This window comes from Pseudomonas sp. B611 (assembly GCF_055407965.1).
The window spans coordinates 19,512-43,253 of the sequence record NZ_JBUZST010000011.1; the positions used below are offsets into that span (position 1 = coordinate 19,512).

The 23,742-nt window shown below is 63.4% G+C and carries 19 protein-coding genes and 1 tRNA gene; 7 read left to right on the plus strand and 13 right to left on the minus strand.

The window, feature by feature from the left end:
- Positions 1–278: 278 nt before the first annotated feature.
- A complete protein-coding gene (locus ACZRMO_RS20900) occupies positions 279–1,217 on the minus strand; it encodes a helix-turn-helix domain-containing protein (RefSeq protein ID WP_463974057.1) in 939 nt (312 codons plus the stop codon).
- A 182-nt stretch (positions 1,218–1,399) separates the two neighbouring features.
- Here ACZRMO_RS20900 and ACZRMO_RS20905 point away from each other — a divergent pair, with 182 nt between their 5' ends.
- Positions 1,400–3,448 (plus strand): TonB-dependent receptor, encoded by a 2,049-nt coding sequence (locus ACZRMO_RS20905; RefSeq protein ID WP_463974058.1) that lies wholly within the window; start codon positions 1,400–1,402, stop codon positions 3,446–3,448.
- Between the two features lie 36 nt (positions 3,449–3,484).
- Here the strand turns inward: ACZRMO_RS20905 and ACZRMO_RS20910 are convergent, their stop codons facing one another.
- From ACZRMO_RS20910 to ACZRMO_RS20920, 3 genes are read right to left on the minus strand one after another with little or no spacing between them, the layout of a single operon-like run.
- A complete protein-coding gene (locus ACZRMO_RS20910) occupies positions 3,485–5,626 on the minus strand; it encodes a TonB-dependent receptor (RefSeq protein ID WP_463974154.1) in 2,142 nt (713 codons plus the stop codon).
- Positions 5,627–5,658: 32 nt separating this feature from the next.
- Positions 5,659–8,727 carry a hypothetical protein gene (locus tag ACZRMO_RS20915; protein WP_463974059.1) on the minus strand — a complete coding sequence of 1,023 codons (3,069 nt, stop codon included), beginning with the start codon at positions 8,725–8,727 and terminating at the stop codon, positions 5,659–5,661.
- A complete protein-coding gene (locus tag ACZRMO_RS20920) occupies positions 8,724–9,608 on the minus strand; it encodes an ABC transporter ATP-binding protein (protein ID WP_463974060.1) in 885 nt (294 codons plus the stop codon). The genes ACZRMO_RS20915 and ACZRMO_RS20920 overlap by 4 nt, the downstream gene beginning before the upstream one ends.
- Positions 9,609–9,841: 233 nt before the next feature.
- Here ACZRMO_RS20920 and ACZRMO_RS20925 point away from each other — a divergent pair, with 233 nt between their 5' ends.
- Together ACZRMO_RS20925 and ACZRMO_RS20930 are read left to right on the plus strand one after the other, a co-directional pair.
- Positions 9,842–11,569, plus strand: a complete 1,728-nt coding sequence (locus ACZRMO_RS20925; protein ID WP_463974061.1) for an ABC transporter ATP-binding protein — start codon at positions 9,842–9,844, stop codon at positions 11,567–11,569.
- Positions 11,566–13,320, plus strand: a complete 1,755-nt coding sequence (locus ACZRMO_RS20930; RefSeq protein WP_463974062.1) for an ABC transporter ATP-binding protein — start codon at positions 11,566–11,568, stop codon at positions 13,318–13,320. Before ACZRMO_RS20925 ends, ACZRMO_RS20930 begins: the two co-directional genes overlap by 4 nt.
- A 5-nt stretch (positions 13,321–13,325) precedes the next feature.
- On the opposite strand, the gene ACZRMO_RS20935 is transcribed toward ACZRMO_RS20930, so the two are convergent.
- Complete coding sequence (locus tag ACZRMO_RS20935; protein ID WP_463974063.1) at positions 13,326–14,066, minus strand: SDR family oxidoreductase; 741 nt, start codon at positions 14,064–14,066, stop codon at positions 13,326–13,328.
- A 113-nt stretch (positions 14,067–14,179) separates the two neighbouring features.
- On the opposite strand from ACZRMO_RS20935, the gene ACZRMO_RS20940 reads away from it, so the two are divergent.
- Complete coding sequence (locus ACZRMO_RS20940) at positions 14,180–15,127, plus strand: LysR family transcriptional regulator (protein WP_463974064.1); 948 nt, start codon at positions 14,180–14,182, stop codon at positions 15,125–15,127.
- 73 nt (positions 15,128–15,200) lie between these two features.
- Here ACZRMO_RS20940 and ACZRMO_RS20945 read toward each other — a convergent pair.
- The 5 genes from ACZRMO_RS20945 to ACZRMO_RS20965 all read right to left on the minus strand — a co-directional run bounded on the left by ACZRMO_RS20945 (position 15,201) and on the right by ACZRMO_RS20965 (position 18,913).
- Positions 15,201–15,276 (minus strand) — tRNA-Gly (locus ACZRMO_RS20945).
- A 60-nt stretch (positions 15,277–15,336) separates the two neighbouring features.
- Positions 15,337–15,897 (minus strand): CDP-diacylglycerol--glycerol-3-phosphate 3-phosphatidyltransferase, encoded by a 561-nt coding sequence (gene pgsA, locus ACZRMO_RS20950; RefSeq protein ID WP_003232771.1) that lies wholly within the window; start codon positions 15,895–15,897, stop codon positions 15,337–15,339.
- Positions 15,898–15,929: 32 nt separating this feature from the next.
- Complete coding sequence (gene uvrC, locus ACZRMO_RS20955) at positions 15,930–17,753, minus strand: excinuclease ABC subunit UvrC (RefSeq protein ID WP_026136870.1); 1,824 nt, start codon at positions 17,751–17,753, stop codon at positions 15,930–15,932.
- Between the two features lies 1 nt (position 17,754).
- The gene (gacA, locus tag ACZRMO_RS20960) at positions 17,755–18,396 is read right to left on the minus strand and encodes a response regulator transcription factor GacA (protein ID WP_026136871.1); all 642 of its coding nucleotides are present in this window, start codon (positions 18,394–18,396) and stop codon (positions 17,755–17,757) included.
- Positions 18,397–18,547: 151 nt separating this feature from the next.
- On the minus strand, positions 18,548–18,913 hold the full coding sequence (locus ACZRMO_RS20965; RefSeq protein ID WP_463974065.1) for a helix-turn-helix domain-containing protein: 366 nt from the start codon (positions 18,911–18,913) through the stop codon (positions 18,548–18,550).
- A gap of 82 nt (positions 18,914–18,995) precedes the next feature.
- Between ACZRMO_RS20965 and ACZRMO_RS20970 the strand changes: the two genes are divergently transcribed.
- Positions 18,996–19,235, plus strand: coding sequence for a DNA-binding protein (locus tag ACZRMO_RS20970; RefSeq protein ID WP_017737468.1), 240 nt, complete (start codon positions 18,996–18,998; stop codon positions 19,233–19,235).
- Positions 19,236–19,269: 34 nt separating this feature from the next.
- On the opposite strand, the gene ACZRMO_RS20975 is transcribed toward ACZRMO_RS20970, so the two are convergent.
- Positions 19,270–19,701: a GNAT family N-acetyltransferase gene (locus ACZRMO_RS20975; protein ID WP_463974066.1), complete on the minus strand. Its 432-nt coding sequence runs from the start codon at positions 19,699–19,701 to the stop codon at positions 19,270–19,272.
- On the minus strand, positions 19,702–20,451 hold the full coding sequence (locus ACZRMO_RS20980) for a carbon-nitrogen hydrolase family protein (RefSeq protein ID WP_463974067.1): 750 nt from the start codon (positions 20,449–20,451) through the stop codon (positions 19,702–19,704). It lies immediately after the preceding gene.
- Positions 20,452–21,062: 611 nt separating this feature from the next.
- Here ACZRMO_RS20980 and ACZRMO_RS20985 point away from each other — a divergent pair.
- Both ACZRMO_RS20985 and dkgB read left to right on the plus strand, forming a co-directional pair.
- Positions 21,063–22,130, plus strand: a complete 1,068-nt coding sequence (locus ACZRMO_RS20985) for a 3-deoxy-7-phosphoheptulonate synthase (RefSeq protein ID WP_463974068.1) — start codon at positions 21,063–21,065, stop codon at positions 22,128–22,130.
- A gap of 264 nt (positions 22,131–22,394) precedes the next feature.
- On the plus strand, positions 22,395–23,213 hold the full coding sequence (gene dkgB / locus ACZRMO_RS20990) for a 2,5-didehydrogluconate reductase DkgB (RefSeq protein ID WP_463974069.1): 819 nt from the start codon (positions 22,395–22,397) through the stop codon (positions 23,211–23,213).
- On the opposite strand, the gene ACZRMO_RS20995 is transcribed toward dkgB, so the two are convergent.
- Positions 23,210–23,632, minus strand: a complete 423-nt coding sequence (locus ACZRMO_RS20995) for a chemotaxis protein CheY (protein WP_463974070.1) — start codon at positions 23,630–23,632, stop codon at positions 23,210–23,212. The genes dkgB and ACZRMO_RS20995 overlap by 4 nt on opposite strands.
- Positions 23,633–23,742 lie beyond the last annotated feature (110 nt).

Consider the following 23,742-nt stretch of genomic DNA (forward strand, 5'->3'; position numbering starts at 1 on the left):
GCTTGTGTGGGAGCTGGCTTGCCTGCGATAGCTATGTGTTAGGCGCTGAGGCTTTTTGGTCGGAGTACATATCCGTTATTTAACTGATCGTTCCCACGCTCCGCGTGGGAATGCTCCCCGTGACGCTCTGCGTCACCCTTGCGCATGGCTTGAGTGTGCCGCCGTCTGGTGGGACGCGGAGCGTCCCAGGAGGCGTTTCCACGCAGAGCGTGGGAACGATCATCCCAGGCGAAAAAAAACCACTCGTACGAGTGGCTGTTTTTTTTGCGGCGGACGGGTCAATCGTGGCCCGCACCGGCCTTGAAGCTCGACGGGTTGATCCCGAACTGCTTGCGAAACGCCGTCGCAAAATGGCTGGCATTCGCGTACCCCAGGTCCGACGCCACTCGCATCACCGACGCCTCGCCTTCCATCAGGCGACTGCGCGCCTGGGCCATGCGTGCTTGCTGGAACACGCCGTACACGCTGTTGGCAAACAACTGGCGAAAGCCCCGCGTCAATTTCGGCTGGCTCATCCCGGCCTCCCGCGCCAGCTCGGGCAGGCTGGGCGCCTTGCCCAGGTCCGCGAGCAAATACTCGCGGGCGCGCAGCAGGCGTTGGCGGTCGAGGGGGCTGAGGCGGCAGGTGCAGGCGAGGTTGCGCCGGGCTTGCAGGAACAGGCTGACCAACGTGACGCTCTGGCCGTACAGCCACAGGCTGCTGCGCGGCTGGGACAGGTCCATGGCGTTGCACAGCAGGTGCGCGGTGGCGCTCATTTCACCGCTGCGGTAGCCGTCGAGGAAGCAATGCTCACAGGCCAGCGCACTGCCCAGGGTCGGATCAATCTCCACGTCCCACTGGGCCAGCAACTGCGGGTTGATCATCACCGTGATGTTGTCAATCTCGCCCTGCTGGTGATACAGGCCCTCGCGGCTGCGACCGAAGCTGATGCTGCCGGCGCCTTCGTTGATCGCATGGCGTGTGTGCCGGCGGCCGTCGTGGAAGCTGCAATGGGCCTTGCCCTTGAGGCGGTGGGTGAAGCTGAAGTGGATGCGTTCGCTGTCGTCCTGCAACGGCAGCTCCACGGGCTGAGCAAACGTGCTTTGCCAGCGCACGATATCCAGCCCACCGTGCAAGGTCACGCGGGTGACACGGCACTGGTTGCCGGGGCCGAATTCGCCGCGATAGCCGTTGGCAATGATCTGCGAGACCGGCGTGGGCGCCTGAACAGCTGACATCGTTGAATCTCCCTGCTGACCGGATACGGCTCGAATCAGACCACATCGGGGTAGAGTCGCGCAATTGATAATCACTAGCATCTTGACCGTTATCGCGACTCCCAAAAACCCTCAGCCAAGGCCCCATCATGTCGACTCGCCGACTCGCGCAAAGTAGTTACACTATAACAATAGCCATCAGTTTGACACTCTGTCATCACGCCTACGCCGACACGCCCGCCGAAGCGGTGCAACTGCCCGCCTCCACCGTCACCGCACGCATGACGCAGGAAGACCCCAAGGACGTGCCCATCAGCCTCAGCGTGATCAGCGGCGAACAGTTGCGCGTGCAACGCCTGGACACCCTGGAAAGCGCCCTGCGCAACACCTCCGGGGTCAGCGTCAACTCGTCCGGTGGGCCGAATGACTTCAACGTGCTGATCCGTGGCGTGGGCTCGCTGTACCAGATGTCGATGGATGACAGCTCCGTCGCGTTCAACATTGATGGCGTGCCGGTGTCGTCGCGCAGCCTGGGGTTCGAGACGCTGGACGTGGAGCGCGTCGAAGTGCTCAAGGGCCCGCAAGGCACGCTGTCCGGGGCGATCGGCCAGGCCGGCGCGGTGAACATCACCACCCGCCAGCCGACCCGCGAACTGCAAGGCTATGTGCGCGGCGAAGTCGGCCAGCAAGGCCAGTTCCTCAGCGAAGGGGCGATCGGCGGCCCGCTCAGTGACCAGCTCAGCGGGCGCCTGGCCGTGCGCAGTGCGGGCTACGACAGCTGGATCGACAACGACCAGAACAATCACCCCCTGACCAAGCCGCGCAACGAAGCCTTCCGTGGCAGCCTGCTGTGGGACGTCAACGACGACACCCACGTGCTGTTCAGCGCCGAGCGGCAAAAGACCAAGCGCGCCACCAACTCCCTGGTGCTGCGCCCCTACGGCAGCGACCCGAGCCTGGACCTCAGCCCCGGCCTGTTCGATGACAACTACAAGACCACCGAGCGTTATGCGATCAAGCTCGATCATGATTTCGCCAACAGTCGCCTGACCTCCACCACCGCCACCAGCACCGCCGACTTCGAAGGCCTGATCGCCTACGACAGCAAGCTGATGGGCGCCCTCTACGGCACCCCGAGCGAGTTCTGGGTGGTGGATAAATCCTTCGAGCGCAGCTGGAGCCAGGACGTGCACCTGAGCGCCCTGCCCGACGCGGACGTGTTCTGGGTCACCGGCCTCGCCGCCTCGCGCAACGAACGCAGCTACGACACGCCGCGCAATACCTACGGCACCTCCGGGGCGAAGTTCCGCGATTTCACCACGACCACCTATGCGGGCTACGGCGAAGCCACCTTCCCGCTGACCGAGCGCCTGAAGTTGACCACCGGCTACCGCCATTCCTGGGACCGCAAGACCTACGACGGGCAGTATTTCGCCGGCAGCGATGCGGTCAACGACTCGCGCAAACTCACCGACCACTACGGCACCGGCCGTGCAGCCCTGAGCTACGCCATCAGCCCGCAGACCAATGTCTATGTGCAGTTGGCGCGGGGCTATAAGTCCGGAGGTTTCAATGACTACGCCTCGCAGGTCAGTGACAGCCAACCGTACAAGGCCGCCATCAGCAAAACCGCCGAGCTGGGCTTCAAGAGCGAGACCGCCGACCGCCGTGGCAGCCTCAATGGCGCGCTGTTCTTCACCCGCGTCCACGACGACCACCTGCTCGGCTACGATGCCGCCACCTTTGCCACCAACGCGTTCAACGCCGACACCCGCACCCGTGGTGCCGAACTGGAAGGCAGTTGGCACTTCGACCACGGCCTGACCCTGGCCGCCAGCGCCACCTACCTCGACGCCAAGATCACCAGCGCGGTGCTGGGCATCCAGGCCGGTGACGTCAACGCCGGCAACCGCACCCCGGACGTGCCGCGCTGGAGCGGTAACTTCAACGCCAGCTGGAAACACCCGCTGGGCAGCGTCGCCAGCCTGGGCGACACCACGCTGAACACCAGCCTCAACTACCACCTGGTGGGCGAACGCGCGGCCGATCCGCAGAACCATTTCAACCTGGACAACTACGAGAAACTCGACCTGCGCGCCGGCCTCGAAAGCCGCTTCGGCGAGGTGTATGCCTTCGCCGATAACCTGCTGAACCAGACCTACGACACCTACGGTTTCTACAGCGACCCGGTGGCCTATGGCGCCCCCGCGCGCCGCCGCACCCTGGGCGTCGGCTACACCTATCAGTTCTGAACAAACCGGGGAGCCGGCGTGCCGACTCCCCGCGCCTCAAAACGCGTAGCTGTAACCCACCCCCGCCGAGCGCCCGCGTGCCGGCATGCCGGTCAGCACCGCGTCGGTCGAGTAGGTGCCGTACAGGTCATAACGCGCATCCAGCAGGTTGTCGCCCCACAGGTAGACTTCCGAACCGCCGCTTTCCAGGCCCAGGTGCAAATCCAGCTTGGCGTGGCCCTTGAGGTCATAGTGGTTTTGCGCGTCGGCCGGGCGGTTTTTCTGCACACGGTAGTTGAGCAAGGTGTTCAGGCGTGGCGCGGGCAAGCCCAGCAGGTTCGGCAAGTCGCGCGTCCACGCCACACTGAAATTGCCACTCCACAACGGCACATCCGGAACCCGGCTGCCAGCGGCCACATCGCCGCCGGACACGCCCGGCGCATCGGACGTCACCACCGCGTTGGTGTAGCTCACGGCACTGCCCAGGGTCAGTTCATCGTTCACATGCCAGGTCGTCGACAGCTCAGCGCCCTTGCTGCGGGTGTCGGCGTTCACTGCGCTGACGGCCAGGCTGGTGAAGTCGTAACCGAGCAAATGGTCATCGGCGACACGGGTGATAAACAACGCGCCTTCCACGCTCAGCGCACCACCGGCACTTTCATGCTTGAAGCCCAGTTCGGCGGCATTCACCTTCGCTGCTTTGTACGGCTCGCTGTCCTTGACCGTGGTGGCGTAATCGTTGAACCCCGCCGATTTGTAGCCACGCGACACCACGGCATACAGGTTGGTCTGCGCGGTCAGCGCATAGGCCAAGGCCACGCGGCCGGTGCTGTAGTTGTCCTGCAGCTGGCGGCTGTCGCCGGTCACCGCACCGCCACTGGCGTAGTCGGCGCCGTAGGTCTTGCGGTCCCAACTGTGGCGCAGGCCGGTGGTGAGCTTCCAGCGCTCGCCAAGCGGCACGGTGATCTCGCCATAGGCCGCGTAACTGTTGGTACTGAAATCGCGCTGTTGCCAGGAGCCGTTGGTGAAGTTGTCCGAATCGAAACTGCGCTCGGACCGCGCCAGGTTCACCCCGCCGACCCAGAACACCTCGGCGTCCGGCAAGGAGCCCAGGCGCAGGTCCTGGCTCCACACCTGCTCGCGGGCCGTGTCTTCGATCAAGTATTCGAACGGCGCACCGTAGAGCGCGCGGGTGATGTTGCGGTCGTAGCCCTTGACCGCATTGAAATCGGTGCGGGTGTAAGCGCTGATCGAAGTGAGGCGCGCCTGCGCCAGGTCGTGGTTGAGTTCGAAGGAGTAGCGTTCGTTGGTCTTCTGGTTGCCGTCAAACACACCGGGGGTGTAGTCCAGGCTCGGGCGGCTGCCGAACGGGCGCAGCATTTCCAGCCCGGCGTAATGCTCGGCGCGTTGGCGCTCGGCCACCAGCAGGCCGGTGGTGCCGCTGTCGTTGTCCCACAGCAGGCTGCCGCGCAGGGCCAGGTCGCGGGGACGGGTCAACGGGTCGCCGTCCTGTTGGTCATCGACCCAATTGTCAAAGCCTGAGCGGCGCACGGCGATGCGCCCGGCCAAGGTGTCGGTCAATGGCCCGCCCACCGCGCCCTCGGTCATGAATTGGCCTTGCTGGCCGACTTCGCCGCGCACATAGCCTTGCACGTCGCGGGTCGGCTTGCGCGTGGTGACGTTGATCGCGCCGGCTTCGCTGTTGCGCCCCAGCAACGTGCCCTGGGGGCCCTTGAGCACTTCCACTTGTTGCACATCCAGGGTGGCCATGGCCGCGTTGCGCACCGACATCGGCACGCCGTCCACATTCAGCTGCACCGAGCCGTCATCCATGCTCATCTGGTTCAGCGAACCGACGCCACGGATGCGCACGTTGGCATCGTTGGCGCCGCCCCACGAATTGACGTCCACTCCCGGCGTGGCGCGCAACGCGTCTTCGAGGGTGCGCAGGCGCCGGGTCTCCAGGGCCTGGCCGTCGAGCACCGACAGGCCGAACGGGATGTCCTTGGCGCTCTCCTGATGCAGCCGCGCGCTGACCGTCAGCGGCGCCAGCTCGAGGGTCTCGGGGCTGGGCAGGTAGTCGGCGGCAAACGCGCTGCACATCTGGCTGGACAGGGCCAGGGCCAAGGCTTGGGTGAGCACGTTGGCGCGCCAGCCTGGCGGTCGGCGCAGGGGTTTGAGGGTCACTTGGGCAGGCATGGAAAACTCCAGGGATAAGGGTTTCAGGACATTCATCGCGGTGCTCCCCAGCGCTGGCGCGCCTGGGTCACCACGGCTTCCGAGGGCGCGCCGAGCAGGCCCTGGATCGAAACGGGCCATCCCTGGCCAGTGCGCACGGCGGCAGTCATTGCCAGCAGTTGTTCGGGGCTTTGGCGAGCGACCCAGTCGAGGCTGGCCAACGGCGCATAGAACGCCGCCCAGCCCTGTGCACGGGCGCTGGCCAGGGTGCCGACGGGCTCGCCGTCGCTGGCCAAGGCGCGGGTCAGGTCGTCGGCCATCAGCGTGATCAAGGCGGCGCGGGCCTGTGGACCGTCCACCTCGCCCACACAGAGCAAGCCCACGGCCCCGGCCACGCCTTGACTGAGCCACACATGCCCCGGTTGTTCGCGCAGGTCGCTGGCACTGAGCAGTTGCTGGCGGGCCAACAGTTCGGCGATCTGCGCGCGCCGTGCCCAGCGCCCGACGCCGCTGGCAGCCACGTCCCAGTCAGGTGACTGGGCCAGCAGCAGGTGCGCGTTGCTCAGGCGACTGGCGCCCATGCCGCTGGGCCACTGGCTCAGTTCGCTGACGATGGGGCTTGCGCCCAGGCGCCGGGCCACGCACGCGGTCATCGCCGTGAGGTCGTCGCGCACTTCGCGGGCGGTGTGCTGGCGGCTGGCATCGGCCAGCACCTGCACACCGTCGAGGTGTTGGGCCGAGGCCAGTGGCGTCAGGTGGTAAGCGAAGTCCAAGGGATGCTGGCTGTGGCCGCTGAACGGCTGCCCATCCAGGCTGATCGTCCATTGCCAATCCCCGGCTGGGGCCACGGCTTGCGCCGCCACGGCCGCGCCCACCGGCAGCGCCGGCGTGAGCGCGGGCAACCCAGCTTCAGTGCGTTGCGAGGGGGCGCGTACGGCGCGCTCCGGGTCCAGGCCCAGGCGCGGCAGCACCCGGCGCGCCTCCAGCCACGTGGCCTGGGGTGTCAGCCACAGGCCGTCACCGTCGGCGGGCCAACCACTGGCGCTGAGGGTCCAGTGCAACGTCACGCTGCACCCTGCCACCGCACACTTACCCAAGGGGATGCGCAGGTGGTCGCTGGCCTGTTCGACGGCGACCGCTTGGCCCATGACGCTGGCGCCGGTCACGTGCAACCCCGGCGGCAGTTCGGCGTCCAGATGGCCGTTGTCGGCGATTACTCGGTCCAGGCGCCACAGCCCTTCTACTTGGCGACGCAGGCTGTCGATCTGCACCTGCACCTGCCCACCGGCGACTTGCCACGCGCCGGCATCGGCCAGCCAATGCTGTTCCCAGGCGGCACGTTCGGCCAATTCGTCGGCGCTGGAGCGGTAATCGCCCTGCTCCACCAGATGGCGATGCAGCAACACACCGCTGCCGAGCAGGCCCAGCACACCCAGTGCCAGCAGCGCCGCGGGCACACGTCCCCAACCACGGGGCGCAAACAAGGCCGCCAACGCCACCATCACCGCACACCCCGCCAGCTTCCAGCCCGCCAGCGTCGCCAGGTACGGCCACCACGGCGCCCAGCCGGTCAACGCCGACAACGCCACATGGGCGGGGATGGCCATTTCATAGGGCGGGTAACTCACCAGCCCCAATTCATGGTTGAGCACCAGGAAAAACGTCAGCAGCATCGACGTCGCGTAAGCCAGGCCGGCGCGGCGGATCAGCGTGTGTACCAACAGCGTCAGCATTGCCAATTCCAGCAACGGCGGTGCGAACACCAGCAGTTGATAGGTCAGCACAAAACCCGGGGCCAGGCTTTGCGGTGCCGCAAGCGCACTGATCAGCAGGCTGGCGGCGCCCGGCACCAGTGCCAGCAGCAACGTCGCCACCGCCACACACAGCACCCGACCAAAGAGGCGCACCCACGCCGGGGCCGGCGTGGCGTGCAGCATCGCGCCCAGGCCTTCGACGTCATCGCGCCGGCACACCAGCCCCACCAGCGCCGCCAGCACAAACGCCAGCACCAGGAACAGCGCGCTGGACAGCAACGGCAAGCTCAAGTCCGCCCTCGGCACCATCGGCCCACGGGCGTGCCACACCCCATGGACAAAGCCGCTGAGCACACCCATTACCATCAGCAGCGCCAGGGCCAGCCACCACACCTTGCGGGCGAAAATTTGGCGTGACTGCCAACGGGCTTCGTACCACAGCGCCCGAGGCCAATAACTGCGCAGCACGGGGCCGGGCACAGCGGTACTCTCGGCCCAGCGCACCGGCGGCTCTGCCAGTACTGCACCGGAACGGCGGCCCATCAGGCCCTCGCGCGTGGTGCGCGCCAAGACCCAGGCCAACAGCACCAATGGCAGCGCACACCAGAGGCTGCGGTTGAGCCAGAAGCCTGGGGTCAGGGCCAGCAGGGCCTGGGATTTCTGCGCGGCGGTCCAGGTTTCTACCTGGGCCTGGGCAAAGGTAAACAACGACGGATCGAGGCTGGCCGCCAACAATGGGTTGATCTGCCCGCCCTTGAGCACCACCACCGCAAACATCCACAACAGCATCAGCACGGTGGCCAACGCAAACGGCGCCGCCAACCCGCGACTGCGCAACGCCAGCAGGTAATACAACGCGCCGATGCCGGTGCTCACCGGCAACAGCAAGGCCACCCAGGCGAACCCCAGCGCCGACCAGGCCGGCGCGCCGATGCTCGCCGCCGGCACCCAGCCCAGCCAGGCGAGGATCGGGCTCAGTAAAAAGCCCACCACCAGGGCACTGGCGAGCAAACCGCCGACCACCGCCGCACCGATAAAACGTCCCCACAGCAGCGCCGGCAGCGACACCGGCAACGCCAGCAGCACCTCTTCCAACTGCGCCTTGCGGTCGCGCAGGGCCGGCTGGGCAAACACCCAGGCCCAGGCAAAAAACAGGAAGAACATGCAGCCGCAGGACATCAGGTAGATCAGGCTCGGGGCGTTGCGCGGGATCTCACTGGCGCCCATTTTCTGCACGTAGTCGGCGTTGGTCAGGGACATCAGCAAGTAGCCGGCCAGGCCGAGGAACACCAGCAAGGGAATCCCGCTGCGCAGCCCGGCACGCAGTTCCACCCAGGCTTCGCGGCGCATCAGGGCAAAGTTGTTCATGCGTCGGGCGCCTCGCCGGCCTGGGCCAAGGCCAGGTAATAGATATCTTCCAGGCGCGGTGCGTGGGGCGTGAAACGCGGATCAAGGGGCCGCTCGCCGTGTACGATCACCCGGCTGCCTTGCGGGCTGGCCGCCACATGCAACGCGGCCGGCAAGGGTTCGCCACGGCCAAACGGCGCTTGCCACAGGCGCCCCTGCTCGGCCGCCAGCAGGTCCGCCGGGCGGCCTTCGACGATGATCCGCCCAGCGGCCAGGACGGCCAGGCGACTGCACAGGTTCTCGACGTCTTCGACGATATGGGTCGACAGCAGCACAATCGACTCGGCGGCAACGTCCGCCAGCACTCGGTGGAAACGATTGCGTTCCGCCGGGTCGAGGCCCGCCGTCGGCTCATCGACAATCAGCAAGCGCGGCGCGCCCACCAGTGCCATGGCAATGCCAAAGCGGCGCAGCATGCCGCCCGAATACGTGGCCAGCGCACGGTGTGCGGCGTCTTGCAGGTTGACCTTGCTCAGCAAGCCTTCAATTTCCTCGCGGCGTTGCCGGGCATCGGTGCGGCCCTTGAGCCAGGCGAAGCGGTCGAGCAGGTCACGCGCGCTCACGCCGGGATAAGCGCCCAGTTGCTGCGGTAGATAACCGAGGCGCTGGCGCAGGTGATTGCCGTCAGCCAGTACGTCCACGCCATCCAGATGAATACTGCCGGCGTCTGCCGGTTGCAGCGTCGCCAAGGTGCGCATCAGGCTGCTTTTGCCGGCGCCATTGGGCCCCAGCAAGCCATACATGCCTGGGCCCACGTTCAGGTCCACGCCGCGCAGCGCTTCGACGCCATTGTTGTAGCGCTTGCGCAGGCCGCGCACTTGCAAACCTGAATCGACTGACATCTGCCACTCCAAGAACACCGGTTGAGGGAAATACCTGCCCGCGAAACAGGCAGCCTGGAACGGTAGCCAGGGCCACCGGTGGGCCTCTACCCGATTCAAGTCATTTTCCAACCGTATCGCGCCACCGGTGCGCCCCGGCACATGGATGCGGGGCTAAATCGACCCGATGCGGGTAGCCCACCCTTCAGGAATGGCTAGCATCGTTGGCCCCGCCATGGCCCTACGGAACCCTGATGACAACCGCCCTGGACACCTTGAAACGCCCGGTCAACCCGCTGATTCGCCTGGGCGTGCTGTTTGCCGCGATTGGCGCGCTGGTCAACCTGGTGCCCTTTGTCGGCCTGACCGAATTGGCCCGGCTGCTCTTGGCCGGCAACGTCGCGCGTCACACCTTGTGGTCATGGGCCGCGCTGGTGGTGATCGCCCTGAGCCTGGGCTGGGTGGCCAACGGCGTGGCACTGTGGCTCACCCACGTCGCCGACCATCGCCTGCAAGCCGGCTTGCGCGACGCCATGGTGCGCAAGCTCGGGCGCGTGCCCCTCGGCTGGTACAGCGACACCACGTCCGGCGCGGTGCGCAAAGTGGTGCAGGATGACCTCGAAGACCTGCATCACCTGGTCGCCCATCACGCCGTGGAACTCACCGCCGCGATCGTCACGCCCCTCGCCGGGTTGGTGTGGCTGGCCAGCCTCAACGGCTACCTGGTGGTGCTGGCGGTGCTGACCCTGCCGGTCTATGCGCTGGCCTATGCCCTGATGATGCGCGGCTTCGGCAGCAAGATGCAGTTGCTGGACCAGAGCATGACCCGGGTCAGCGCGGCGATTGTCGAGTTCGTCCACGGGATCGCGGTGGTCAAGGCCTTCGGGCGCGGCGGCCAGGCCCATCGCAGCTATCAGCAGGCGGTCAGCCAGTTCAGCCAGCAGTACGCCGGTTGGGTGCGCCCGTTGCTGCGCCTTGAGGCGTTGTCGTCAATGGCCCTGAGCGTGCCGGTGATTCTGCTGGTCAGCCTGGGCGTGGGCAGCCTGCTGTTGGCGCGGGGCTGGGTCACGCCGCTGGAGTTGTTCGCCGAAACCCTAGTGGCGGTGGTGATCCCGCAATCGTTATTGGTGATCAACCAGAGCCTGACCGCGCAACGCACCGCCCTGGCGGCTGCCGCACGCATCGAGGCCCTGCTGGATATCGACGAACTGCCAAGCCCGGCGGCCTGCCAATCGCCCGAGGGCAGTGCCATCACCTTCGACAACGTGCAGTTTGGCTATGACCCCGCCCACTTGATCCTCGATGGCATCACCCTGCATTGCCCGGCGGGCACGGTCACCGCGCTGGTGGGGGCATCGGGCGCAGGCAAGTCGACTCTGGCCAAGTTGGTGCCGCGCTTTCACGACGTCACCGCTGGCCGCGTATTGGTCGGGGGTGTCGATGTGCGCCAGATCGACCCGCAGCAGCTGTACCGGCACGTCGGCTTTGTGCTGCAAGACGCGCAACTGGTGCATGGCAGCGTGGCCGACAACCTGCGCCTGGGCCGCCCGCAGGCCAGCGACGAAGACATGCAGGCGGCCGCGCGTGCGGCGCAGATCCACGCGCGTATCGAGGCGCTGCCCCGTGGCTATCAGTCGGTGATTGGCGAGGACGCGATATTCTCCGGCGGCGAAGCCCAGCGACTGTCCATCGCCCGCACGCTGCTGGCCGATACGCCGGTGCTGATCCTCGACGAAGCCACCTCCCACGCCGATCCAGAATCCGAAGCGCTGATCCAGGACGCGTTGTCGGCGCTGGCCAGAGGGCGCACGGTGCTGGTGATCGCCCATCGCCTGGCAAGTATCCGTGGCGTCGATCAAATCGTCGTCCTCGATCATGGCCGCGTGATCGAGCGCGGCCGTCACCCTGACCTGCTGCACGCCGATGGCGCCTACGCCCGCTTGTGGCGCGCCACCACCCCCGACCTGGAGATGCCCTTGTGATCCGCAGCCTGCTCACCCTGTTGGGCCCGGCCCATGCCCCGCGCCTTTACCGTTACCTCGCCTGGCTGGTGACCAGCGCCGTGCTGCAAGGCTTGGCCGTCGCGTTGTTGGTGCCGATCCTGCGCACGCTGTTCGCCGGCGACTTGCCGACGGCACTCGCCTGGCTGTGTGCCCTGGCGGCGATGGTGGTCCTGACGTGCATCGCCCACTATCAGCAGGCGATGCAAGGTTTTGCCCTGGCACTGCTGGTGCTGACGACCCTGCATGATCGCCTTGGCCAACACCTGATGCGCCTGCCCCTGGGCTGGTTCAACACGGAAAAGGTCGGGCGCCTGTCGCGCAGCGCCACCAGTGGCACGTTGATGGTCACCGGTCTGTTTGCCCATTACCTGGGACCGGTGGTGTGCGGCGTGGTGGTACCCGCCACGGTGGCCCTGACGCTGTTTGTGTTCGATTGGCGCCTGGGCCTGACCGCCGTGCTCTGTGCACCGCTGATCTACGCCACCCATCACTGGTCGGCCAACGCCATTGCGGCCAATGACCAGCGCGTCGAAGCCGCCGCGACTGTGGCCGGCAACCGTGTGGTGGAGTTCGCCCGCTACCAGCCGGTGCTGCGCGCCTTTGGCCAGGCGCGGGGCGGCTATGCACCGTTGCATGCGGCCAACCTTGCGCAGAAACACGCCGGCGGCTCGATGCTGGCGCAGACCTTTCCCAAATTGCTCGCCGGTGGCCTGACTGTGCAACTGGCCTTCGCCCTGCTGGTAGGCGTCGGCATTGCCCTGGCGGCAACCGGTGCAATCGACGCCATCCAACTGGTCGCACTGCTGGCCCTGGCCGCGCGTTTCGTCGGCCCGCTGGCCGAAGCTGCCGCACGCAGTGGCCTGCTGCGCATGGCCGGCAACGACCTCGATCAACTGGTGAGTATCCTGCGCGAGCCCGGCCTGCCAGAACCGGCAAGCAGCCAGCCACTGACGGCGCCCGGCAGCCTAGCGTTTGAACACGTGAGCTTTGCCTATCCCAGTGGCCCATTGGTGCTCAAGGACCTGACCTTCAACGTCCCGGCCCATTCCATGACCGCCATCGTCGGCGCCTCGGGTTCGGGTAAAACCACCATCACCCGTCTGTTGATGCGCTTCTTCGATGCCAGCGAGGGCCAGGTCAAAGTGGGCGGCGTGGATGTGCGCGAGCTGTCCAATGCAGCGTTGATGGCGCAACTGTCCCTGGTGATGCAGGACGTGTACCTGTTCGACGACAGCCTGGAAGCCAACATCCGCGTCGGTAGCCCCGATGCCAGTGCACAGCAGGTGGCCGAAGCGGCGCGCCTGGCCGGGGTCGATGAAATCGTCGCGCGCCTGCCCCAAGGCTGGCACACCCCCGTGGGCGAAGGCGGCGCCAGCCTCTCCGGCGGCGAACGCCAGCGCGTGTCCCTGGCCAGGGCCCTGCTCAAGCGCGCGCCGATCCTGTTGCTGGACGAGGCCACCGCAGCGCTCGACCCGCAGAACGACGCCTACGTGCAAGCCGCGCTCCGCACGCTGATGCACAACGCCACGGTGCTGGTGATTGCCCATCGCCTGCCGACCATCATGGCGGCCGACCAGATTCTGGTGCTGGATGAAGGGGGTTTGGTGGAGTCTGGTACTCATGCGCAATTGCTGGGGCGGAACGGCCGGTATGCGGGGTTCTGGAAGGAGCGTCAGCGGGCGGGGGGATGGCGGCTGGAACGAGCGACGCAAGGCGCTGACCGTGGGTAAACCGCTCAACGCATGGTCAAACCACCATCCACCGCATATTGGCTGCCGGTCACGTACGACGAATCATCAGACAGCAAAAACAACGCAACTGCCGCGGCCTCGGCCGCCGTGCCGACCCGTCGAAGGGGCAGTTGATTGACCAGCCCATCCTCGAACTGCTGCCGCACGTCATTGGCCATGAAGTTGCGGAAGTTGGTATCAATCGGCCCGGGAACCAATACATTCACACGGATCCCCCGCTCCCCCAATGCCGCCGCACAACACCTGGCCATTGAAATCATCGCTCCTTTGGTCGCGGCATAAACGCTGGCCATCGGGGCCGACTCGTAGGCTGAGGTCGATGAGGTCAAGACAACCGAGGCGTGGGGAGACAACAGGTCCTTCAATTTCGCGATCTGTAGCAAAGGCCCTCTCGCATTGGCATTCATCATGCGATCAAAAAACGCTGCATCTGTGTCTTCAATGGCGCCCACTTGCGCGTAACCGGCATTCAGCCATAAGCCATCCAGACCGCCCATTTCTTTAACCACGTCCACCAACTGCGCAGTGGCCGCTGGATCCGCTGCATCGTTTTTAAATACCCATGCATTGGAAGGCAGAATATCCGCAGCTTCTTCAAGGTGTTCCTGGCTATAGCCGGTGACAGCGACCCGACCGCCCTCATCCGCAATTCGCTTGGCACCTGCCAGCCCCATGCCACTCGTACCACCGGTAATCAAGATCCGTTTACCTGAGAATCTGCCCATAGGTTTGCCTCCATTGCCGACATGAAAAATCTCAATGCGGGGGCAGTATTGCGTAATTGGATCCATTTGATAATGCGCTAATATCCGCATGACCCATTAAGGAAGTGGACACAATGCGCGGCAACGAATACGCCCAACTCCAAGCATTCGCCGCGGTTATTCAGCAAGGCAGTTTTGTCCGCGCCGCAGCCCACCTGGGGATGTCTGCCTCTGCACTGAGCCAGACCATCCGCAATGCCGAAGAGCGACTGGGTGTTCGCTTGGTCAACCGTACGACACGCAGCGTCTCGCCAACCGAGATCGGCGCACGACTCCTTGAGGAGCTGCTCCCCGCCCTGGCGTCGCTTGATTCGGCAGTCGCCCGGCTAAAAGAGTCCAGCGAAGGCCCTAGCGGACTGTTGCGCATCAACACGACCCGCGTTGCAGCCACTCATTACCTTGCGCCTCTGATCGGACCCTTTCTGCGGGCTTACCCCGGTATTCATTTCGATATCGTCACTGATGAACGCCTCGTGGATATTGTCGCCGGAGGGTTCGACGCCGGAGTCAGGCTCGGCAAAAAGCTGGACCGCGATATGGTCTCCCATGGTCTCGGCGGCCACCTGGAAATGATGGTCGTTGCCTCTGCCGACTACCTCACCCGCTACGGCACCCCGCACACCCCGAGAGACCTGGTGAACCATCAATGCCTGACGTACCGATGGCCTACGGACGGAAGCCTGTATCGCTGGGAGTTTGAACGCAATGGCGAGCTTCTCGAAATAGATGCCCAGGGGCCATTGGTGGTGACAGAGCCGGAAATGCTGACGCAAGTCGCTCTCGACGGGGTGGGCATTGCGTATCTGTTCAGGCACCAAGTGGCAGACCTTATCGAGACAGGCCAATTGATCCACCTCCTCAAAGAGTGGACGCCGACCTTTCCGGGGTTCTATTTGTACTACCCCAGCCAACGCCAAATGGCCCCGGCCCTGCGCGCTTTTGTGGATTTCGTGGTGCAGTATCAACAGCCGGACCCTGTCGCTCTCGACACGCCCGAGGCGGGCTCGGCATCACGCGTTTAGGTGCGTTGCTGTGGGCCAACTCAAATTTCAGGCAAAAAAAAGCCACTCTATTGAGTGGCTTTTTCTTAATGCTTGGAGCGGGAAACGAGACTCGAACTCGCGACCCCGACCTTGGCAAGGTCGTGCTCTACCAACTGAGCTATTCCCGCTTGGTGATGCGCATTCTATACAAATCTCGTAACCGGTCAACCCTTTGATTCAAAAAAGTTTTATTTCTTTTCAACGGTAGTGCGCAGATGAGGCCAGGCAGCGCGCAGGTACTGGAGCATGGACCACAGCGTCAGGCCGGCCGCGATCAGCAGCAAGGCGTAGCCCGTCAGGACCCAGAACGAGAAGTCCGACGGGTTGGCCAGCAGGATCACCAGTGCGAGCATCTGCGCAGCGGTTTTCCATTTGCCCATGTTGGACACGGCAACGTGGGCGCGGGCGCCGATTTCGGCCATCCATTCGCGCAGGGCCGAGACAACGATCTCGCGGCCGATGATCACGGCGGCCGGCAGGGTCAGCCACAGGTTGCCGTGTTCTTGCACCAGCAGGACCAGGGCCACGGCCACCATCAGTTTGTCGGCCACGGGGTCAAGGAACGCGCCAAAGGGCGTGCTTTGTTCCAGGCGGCGGGCCAGGTAGCCGTCGAGCCAGTCGGTGGCGGCCGCAAAGGCGAACACAGAGCTGGAAGCGGCATAACTCCATTCGTACGGCAAATAGAACAACAGAATGAAAATCGGAATAAGCAGGACGCGTAGAACGGTGATCAGATTAGGGATATTCATCGGCACAACTGGCTACGAGGTGGAAAGGCATTCTATTCGCTGTGCAGATTTGCATAAATCAGCTCAGCGAGCTTTTTACTGATACCGGGTGCTTTGGCTATTTCGTCAATGCTGGCACGGGATAGCTCCTGCAAGCCACCAAAATGTTTAAGCAAGTCGCGACGTCGCGTCGGGCCAACCCCCGCTACCCCTTCCAGGGTTGAGGTTCGCCGGGTTTTGCCGCGACGGGCGCGGTGCCCGGTAATTGCAAAACGGTGGGCTTCGTCACGAATCTGCTGGATCAGGTGCAGTGCAGGTGAGTCGCCCTTCAAAGTGAACTCATGGGCGGCATCATTCAAGTACAACGTCTCGAAACCGGCCTTGCGCGTGGCGCCCTTGGCGACACCGAGCAGGATGAGGTCGGGCACTGCCAGCTCGTTGAGCACGTCACGGGCCATGGACAGCTGGCCCTTGCCGCCGTCCACCAGCAGGATATCCGGCAACTTGCCCTCGCCGTCCTTCAACTTGCTGAACCGTCGTGTCAGGGCCTGGTGCATGGCGGCGTAGTCATCGCCGGCGGTGACGCCTTCGATGTTGTAGCGCCGGTAGTCAGACTTGATCGGCCCTTCCGGCCCGAACACCACGCAGGAGGCGACGGTGGCTTCGCCGCTGGAGTGGCTGATGTCGTAGCACTCCAGGCGCTGCGGTGGCTCGTCCAGGTTGAGGACTTCGGCCAGGGCGTCGAAGCGTGCGGCGACGTGCTGTCGATTGGCCAGGCGTGCGCTCAGGGCCTGCTCGGCGTTGGTCACCGCCAACGTTTGCCAGCGGGCACGGGTGCCGCGTACGCGGTGGCTGATGTCCAGTTCGCGGCCACGCAGCTCGTGAATCGCCGCGATCAGCGTAGGGAAGTCTTCGTGCACCACATTGACGATCAGCTCCGACGGCAAGTCGCGCTCGGGGCTGCTGACGTAGTACTGGCCAAGGAACGCAGCCATGACTTCGGCGACGTCCTCATCGATACCGGTCTGCGGGAAGAAGTTCTTGCTGCCCAGCACCCGACCGCCACGCACGCTGATCAGGTGCACACAGGCACCACCGGGGTTGACGAAGGCGGCGATCACATCCACGTCGCCGGTGCCACCTTCCATGCTCTGCTGGTCCTGTACGCGGCGCAGCAGGGAGATCTGGTCGCGCAGCTCGGCGGCGCGCTCGAAATCCAGGGTGCTGGCGGCCTGTTCCATGGCGGCGGAGAGTTCATCGGTGAGCGCATTGCTACGCCCTTCGAGGAACATCACCGAATGGCGCACATCTTCGGCGTACTCGGCGGGCTCAACCAGGCCCACACAAGGCGCCTTGCAGCGCTTGATCTGGTATTGCAGGCACGGCCGGGTGCGGTTCTTGTAGAAGCTGTCTTCGCACTGGCGCACAAAAAAAGTCTTTTGCAGCAAGCTCAGGCTCTCGCGGATCGCGCCAGCACTGGGATACGGGCCGAAGTACTTGCCCTTCTGCTTCTTCGCCCCACGGTGAATGCTCAGGCGTGGGAAGTTGCCGTCGGATAAAAACACGTAGGGGTAGGATTTATCGTCGCGCAGCAGGATGTTGTAGGGCGGCCGCCATTCCTTGATCAGCGTCTGCTCAAGCAACAGCGCTTCCGTCTCGTTAGCGGTGATGGTGGTTTCGACCTGGGCGATACGCGCGACCAATGCCGCCGTCTTGGGCGCCAGGCCGCTCTTGCGAAAATAACTCGCCAGACGGTTCTTCAGGTTCTTGGCTTTACCGACGTAAAGCAGGCGGGCCTCGCTGTCGAACATGCGGTACACGCCAGGGCGGCCACTGCAGGTTGAGAGAAAGGCACTTGGATCAAACGGCGTGGTCATGTCAGGCGCTGGCGTCCACCATGCCGTGGCGCACCGCGAGCAGGGTCAGTTCAACATCACTGCTGATGGTGAGTTTCTCGAAGATGCGATAGCGGTAGGTATTGACGGTCTTGGGCGACAGGCACAGCTTGTCCGAGATCGTCTGCACCTTCTGGCAGCCAACGATCATCAAGGCAATCTGGATTTCCCGCTCCGACAGCGCATCAAACGGTGAGTCACTGACGGGCTGGAAGGATTTGATCGCCAACTGCTGGGCAATCTGCGGGCTGATGTAGCGCTGACCGGCAAATACCAGGCGAATGGCTTGCACCATCTCGGCCAAGCCTGCGCCCTTGGTCAGGTAACCCGCCGCCCCGGCCTGCAACAGGCGTGTAGGGAACGGATCTTCCTCGCACACTGTCACGACCACGACCTTGATGTCCGGGTGGCTGCGCAACAATTTGGTCGTTGCGCCAAGACCGCCGATCCCCGGCATCTTGACGTCCATCAACACCACATCGGGTTTCAACTCCCGCGCCTTGATCAGGGACTCTTCCCCGGACTCAGCCTGGCCGACTACTTGCAGGCCATCGATGTCAGCCAGCATTCGTGTAATGCCTGTACGAACGAGATCATGGTCATCGACTACTAGCACCCTAATCAAGCAGACACCTCGCGATATGGTCTTATAGGTTGCTGAACACCTTAGCAAAAAACCAAGGCGTAGACCTAGCTGCACGCGTCATATATGTAGTGTTTGAATGCACCGCACTCGCCCGCAGAATGGCAGGCGGCCCGGTTTGCGGAGTAAAAGCTCAGGAATCCTGGGGTTGCACCTTGGCTTTGCCATTGAAAGAAGATGAATGCTCGGCCAGGGTTGAAGTCAAACGGCGAATAGCAGCCTGGTCCTCCTTGAACATTGCGCGATAATCGCCCAATACCTTTTCTTCAACTTGGCTCAAATTTTCCAATTGAATCGGCGTGGCATTCCCGGTCAACACGTACAGGATATCCACACCTCTTTCGGCGACACGAGACAAGTAGTCCGCTTTAGGCGCACGCCCTCCACTTTCGTATTTACCTTGTGCGTTGGCTTCAACCCCTCCTATCTCACCAAAAACTTTCTGCGACAGGCCAAGTCGCTCTCTTTCTTGCCTCAAACGCGAACCGATTCCACTCATTTGGATGTATGATCCTATTTGGCACACCCCAAGAGGTGACACACTCATCTCTTTGTTAAACGAACTTGAACGGTTTTGAACTATGCCCGGAATCCGTACTGCTGCACAAGCCAAGGCCTGGCTGGAACATCAAGGAAAGTCAGTTCAAGCGTTCGCCCGTGAACATGGCGTTGATCCGGCAACCACCTATCAAGTGCTCGCTGGGCGCAAAAAGGGACGGCGTGGTGAGGCCCACAAGGTAGCGGTCCTTCTGGGCATGAAAGAAGGGATCATCCTTTCTGAGGCTGATGGCCAAAACAACGATCAGGAAGTCGTCTCCTAAAGGCAGTATGCGCTTATTAGGATTTGGTGCAGGTTTAGCTTGAGAGGCAAACGCGCTCCATACGCCAGAAGCAGTCTTCCTCTCCGACGATGCTCAGCCCCATGCGCTGATAGAGCCGTTTCGCCGGGTTGGTCTTGAATACGGTCAAGCGCAACAAACCCTGAGCGCATGCCTTGAGCGCCATCTGTTCCAGCACCCAACTGCCTGCGCCCTGCTCGCGACAGCTTTCGAGCAGATGCAGTTCGCGGATATACAACGCGTGCCTGTCACGACTCAGGCTGATAAAGCCCAGAACACAGTCGTCGCGGCAAATCAGCCAGTTTTCCCGACCGGCCCACGCCGTATCAAAACCATCGTTGGACCACAGCAGGCCATAGTGCGCGTAATAGCCGCTCATGGCCTCGTGGGTCAGTGTGCGTGCGAATGTCAGGTCGCGATCCGTCGCCGCGCGCAGGTGGAATGCCATTTACAGAGCCACCACTTGGCCAGACCACTGCCCGCTTTCGCGGCGGGCTATCACCAATGCGTCCCCCGCCCCCGGCACCGCAGCCAGCAACCTGCCATCATCGGCCCAGATCGCACTGCGACCCGCGCACACGTATCCGCCGGATGGGCCACCATGATTGGCCATCAACACCAACAGGTCATGCTCGGCGGCGTAGCCTTGCAGCAGGGCACTGTCTGTCGCGTAGCCGCCTTCGCTGATCAAGACACCAGCGGCGTACACATTTGCCCGCGCTTCGACAGCAGCAAGCGGATGACTCGCATGGGAAAAGTCTGCACACACCGCCAGCGCAATCCGCTCGCCACCCAACTCAAGTACAGCGCCACCCTGCCCTGGGACAAATGCAACTTCTTCACCCGGATGCAGGTGCTGCTTGGTGTACACCGCCAGGGAGCCGTCCGCCCCCAACACCAATGCGCCGATCAACACACCGGCCTCGGGCGCCAAGCGGATCGGCATCCCCACCACTGCCGTCAACCGCAGCGCCTGCACCATCTCGCGCAGCGGCGCCAGTACCGCGTCATCCGGGGCGATTGCCAAGCCGGCAGCCAATGACGGTTCATAGCCCGTCAATGACAACTCTGGAAACACCAACACCTGCACACCGTGCTCCGCTGCCACGTGCATAAACGCCAGGTGTCGCTGAAGGTTGGCGGGTATGTCGCCGGCAATGGTGATTGATTGAGCAGCAGCAAGGGCAAAGGCAGTCATGGTCGCGTCCAGGCAATCATTATCAAAGTGTTACAAGCATATCTTGGTCCATAGCGGTAAGTACCCCCACGCCATAGAAATTACTGATTGAATCCTCCTGCGTGCCTCTAGTAAGCTCCCCTCCATTACTTGGAGACACAACATGTTGCAACTCACCCACACTCAGGTTTGCCCTGCTGCCAGCGCCCCGCGCTCGGTGTCGGCTACCCGTGTGAGCGGTTCGAGCGCAGCTGTAAGCTTTTATTTTGGGTATTGGTTTAGCCACTGGCGCGCCTGATACCTGAAATCGGCGCCCACTACTCAAGGGGTCGCCTACCAGAGAAATCTAACCCCCGGTCGGCTCCCCGACCGGGGGTTTTGTTTTTTCAGGCTCTCAAAAAATTTCGTAAGAACACTTAAGGAATCACGACATGAACTACGCCACCTATTACCGCTACGACACTTGCACTGCATGGCGATTTAGCAAGCTCCGTTCGGGACAGCCTGCCGCCTCCGATCGGTCACCTATTGGTGGCAAGCCAACACACGTAGCCGATACGGCCAATTGTCGAACACCCCAGTAGGGCCAAGCGCGCGGGAATAACCCGCCGCTTGCCCAGGAAGCCTTGAATATGAACTCTGCCACCGCCGCTCTGCCCCTGCCGAACCTGAACAGCGCCAATGAAGCCCTGACCCAGCGCCTGCCCAGCTCCCTTGAGCTCAAGCACCAACTGCCCCTCAGCCCGTTCCTCAACGAGCAGATCCAGGCCCATCGCCAAGCCGTGCGCGCCATCCTCAATGGCGAAGATAAGCGTTTGCTGGTGATTGTCGGCCCGTGCTCGATCCACGATCCGGAATCGGCCATGGAATACGCCCGCAACCTGAAGAAACTGGCCCTGGAAGTCAGTGACCAGATGCTGCTGGTGATCCGCGCCTACGTCGAAAAACCCCGTACCACCATCGGCTGGAAAGGCCTGGCCTACGACCCGCACCTGGACGGCAGCGATGACATGGCTGCCGGCCTCACCCTGTCCCGTCAACTGATGCGCGAAATGCTGCGCCTGGGCCTGCCGGTCGCCACCGAACTGCTGCAACCCATGGCCGCCGGCTACTTCGATGACCTGCTCAGTTGGGTGGCGATTGGCGCGCGCACCACCGAGTCGCAGATCCACCGCGAGATGGCCAGCGGCCTGGGCATGCCCGTGGGCTTCAAGAACGGCACCGACGGCGGCGTCGCGATTGCCTGTGACGCGATGCGCTCCGCCTCCCACCCGCACCGCCACTTCGGCGTCGACAGCCAGGGCCATCCGGCGATCATCCAGACCCCGGGCAACCCCGACACCCATCTGGTGCTACGCGGCGGCCACCGTGGACCCAACTACGATGTGCAAAGCGTGGCGCAGGTGAAGCACGACCTGGGCAAATCCAAGGTGGCGGCGCGGATCATGGTCGATTGCAGCCATGCCAACAGTGGCAAAGACCCCTTGCGTCAGCCGGCGGTGTTCAACGAGGTGCTGGAGCAGCGCCTGCTAGGCGACACCTCGCTGATCGGCATGATGCTGGAAAGCCATTTGTTCGAAGGTTGCCAGCCACTGGGCGCGTCGATGAAATACGGCGTGTCGGTCACCGATGGCTGCCTGGGCTGGGACGCCACCGAGCAACTGCTGCGCAGGGCGGCAGAGCGGTTGCGAGCAAAATAACGCACTGAGTTCAACGGGTTGATCGTTCCCTCGCTCTGCGTGGGAAAGCATCCCGTGACGCTCCGCTTCACAAAGCGGACGCAGAGCGGCCATCGCGGCGTTCCCACGCGGAGCGTGGGAACGATCAATGTGTGCGCCCTCCCACGGATCGACCAAGGCGATTCGTGATCTGCGGTAAAGAGTCCTTTTCGGACTTGGCGGTTTTTCCGAAGGAACGGCAGGCGGATACTCAGCGCCATTGTCCACACCCTTCTGGAGTTACCGATGTCTACCCCCACGCAAACCGTTCCGGCCTTCGGCCTCGGCACCTTCCGCTTGCAAGGCAAGGTGGTGATCGATTCCGTGAGTACTGGCCTGGAACTGGGCTACCGCGTCATCGACACCGCGCAGATCTATGAGAACGAAGCCGATGTTGGCCAGGCGATCGCCGACAGCGGCATCCCGCGCGACGAGCTGTTCATCACCAGCAAGATCTGGATCGCGCATTTCGCCGAAGGCCAGCTGATCCCCAGCCTGCGCGAAAGCCTGCGCAAATTGCAGACCGACTATCTCGACCTGACCTTGATCCACTGGCCATCACCGGAAGACCAAGTGCCCGTCGCCGAATTCATGGGCCAGTTGCTCGAAGCCAAGCGCCAGGGCCTGACACGCCAGATCGGCGTTTCCAACTTCACCGTAGACCTGATGAAACAGGCGATTGCCGCAGTGGGCGCAGAAAACATCGCCACCCACCAGATCGAACTGCACCCCTACCTGCAAAACCGCAAGGTCGTGGACTTCGCCAGCGCCAACGGCATCCACATCACCTCCTACATGACCCTGGCCTACGGCGAAGTGCTGAAAGATCCGCTGATCCAGCAGATCGCCGAACGTCACCAGGCCACTGCGGCACAAGTCACGCTGGCCTGGGCAATGCAACTGGGCTACGCGGTGATCCCTTCATCCACCCAACGCGCCAACCTGGAAAGCAACCTCAAGGCGCGGCAACTGACCTTGACCGCCGCGGATATGGCGCAGATTGCCAGCATGGAGCGTGGCCATCGCCTGACCAGCCCCAAGGGCATCGCGCCACAGTGGGACTAAACCCCGGCGACAGGTGTCCGGGACAGCTCCCGTAGCCAAGGCAATACCCGCAAGCCGCTGGTGGCTGCGGGCGGGTCGATGATGTCCATGAAGTGTTCGAGGTTGACGTTGTCCGGCACGCCCGGCAGCCGCACCAGCACCGCCGGCGTGACAGCGGCGGGATTGCCCAGGTCGAGGTGATCGTAGACCAGCACATGGCGCACCTGGGGCGGTGGCCCGTTGACATCGGCCGCCAGCCCCGCGTTGATGATCAGAACATCGAACGGCTCAGCCGGGATAGCGGTAAGAATCTGCACCTCGTCGAAGGTTTGCACTGGCACGATCCGGTGATATCCCAGCTGATTGAGCATTTTCTCGATGTACAGCCGCTGCAGATGCAGCTCATCGGCAATCAGGATAGTCAGTGCTTTGTTTGGCATGGCAAACCCCTGGATAGGCAGTACTCGACAGTGAGCGCAGGCCATTTTCCAGACATAGGCCGACGGCAAAATCAGGCATGTTCCCTCTTTGCGTAGGGGGTTTCCCAAAC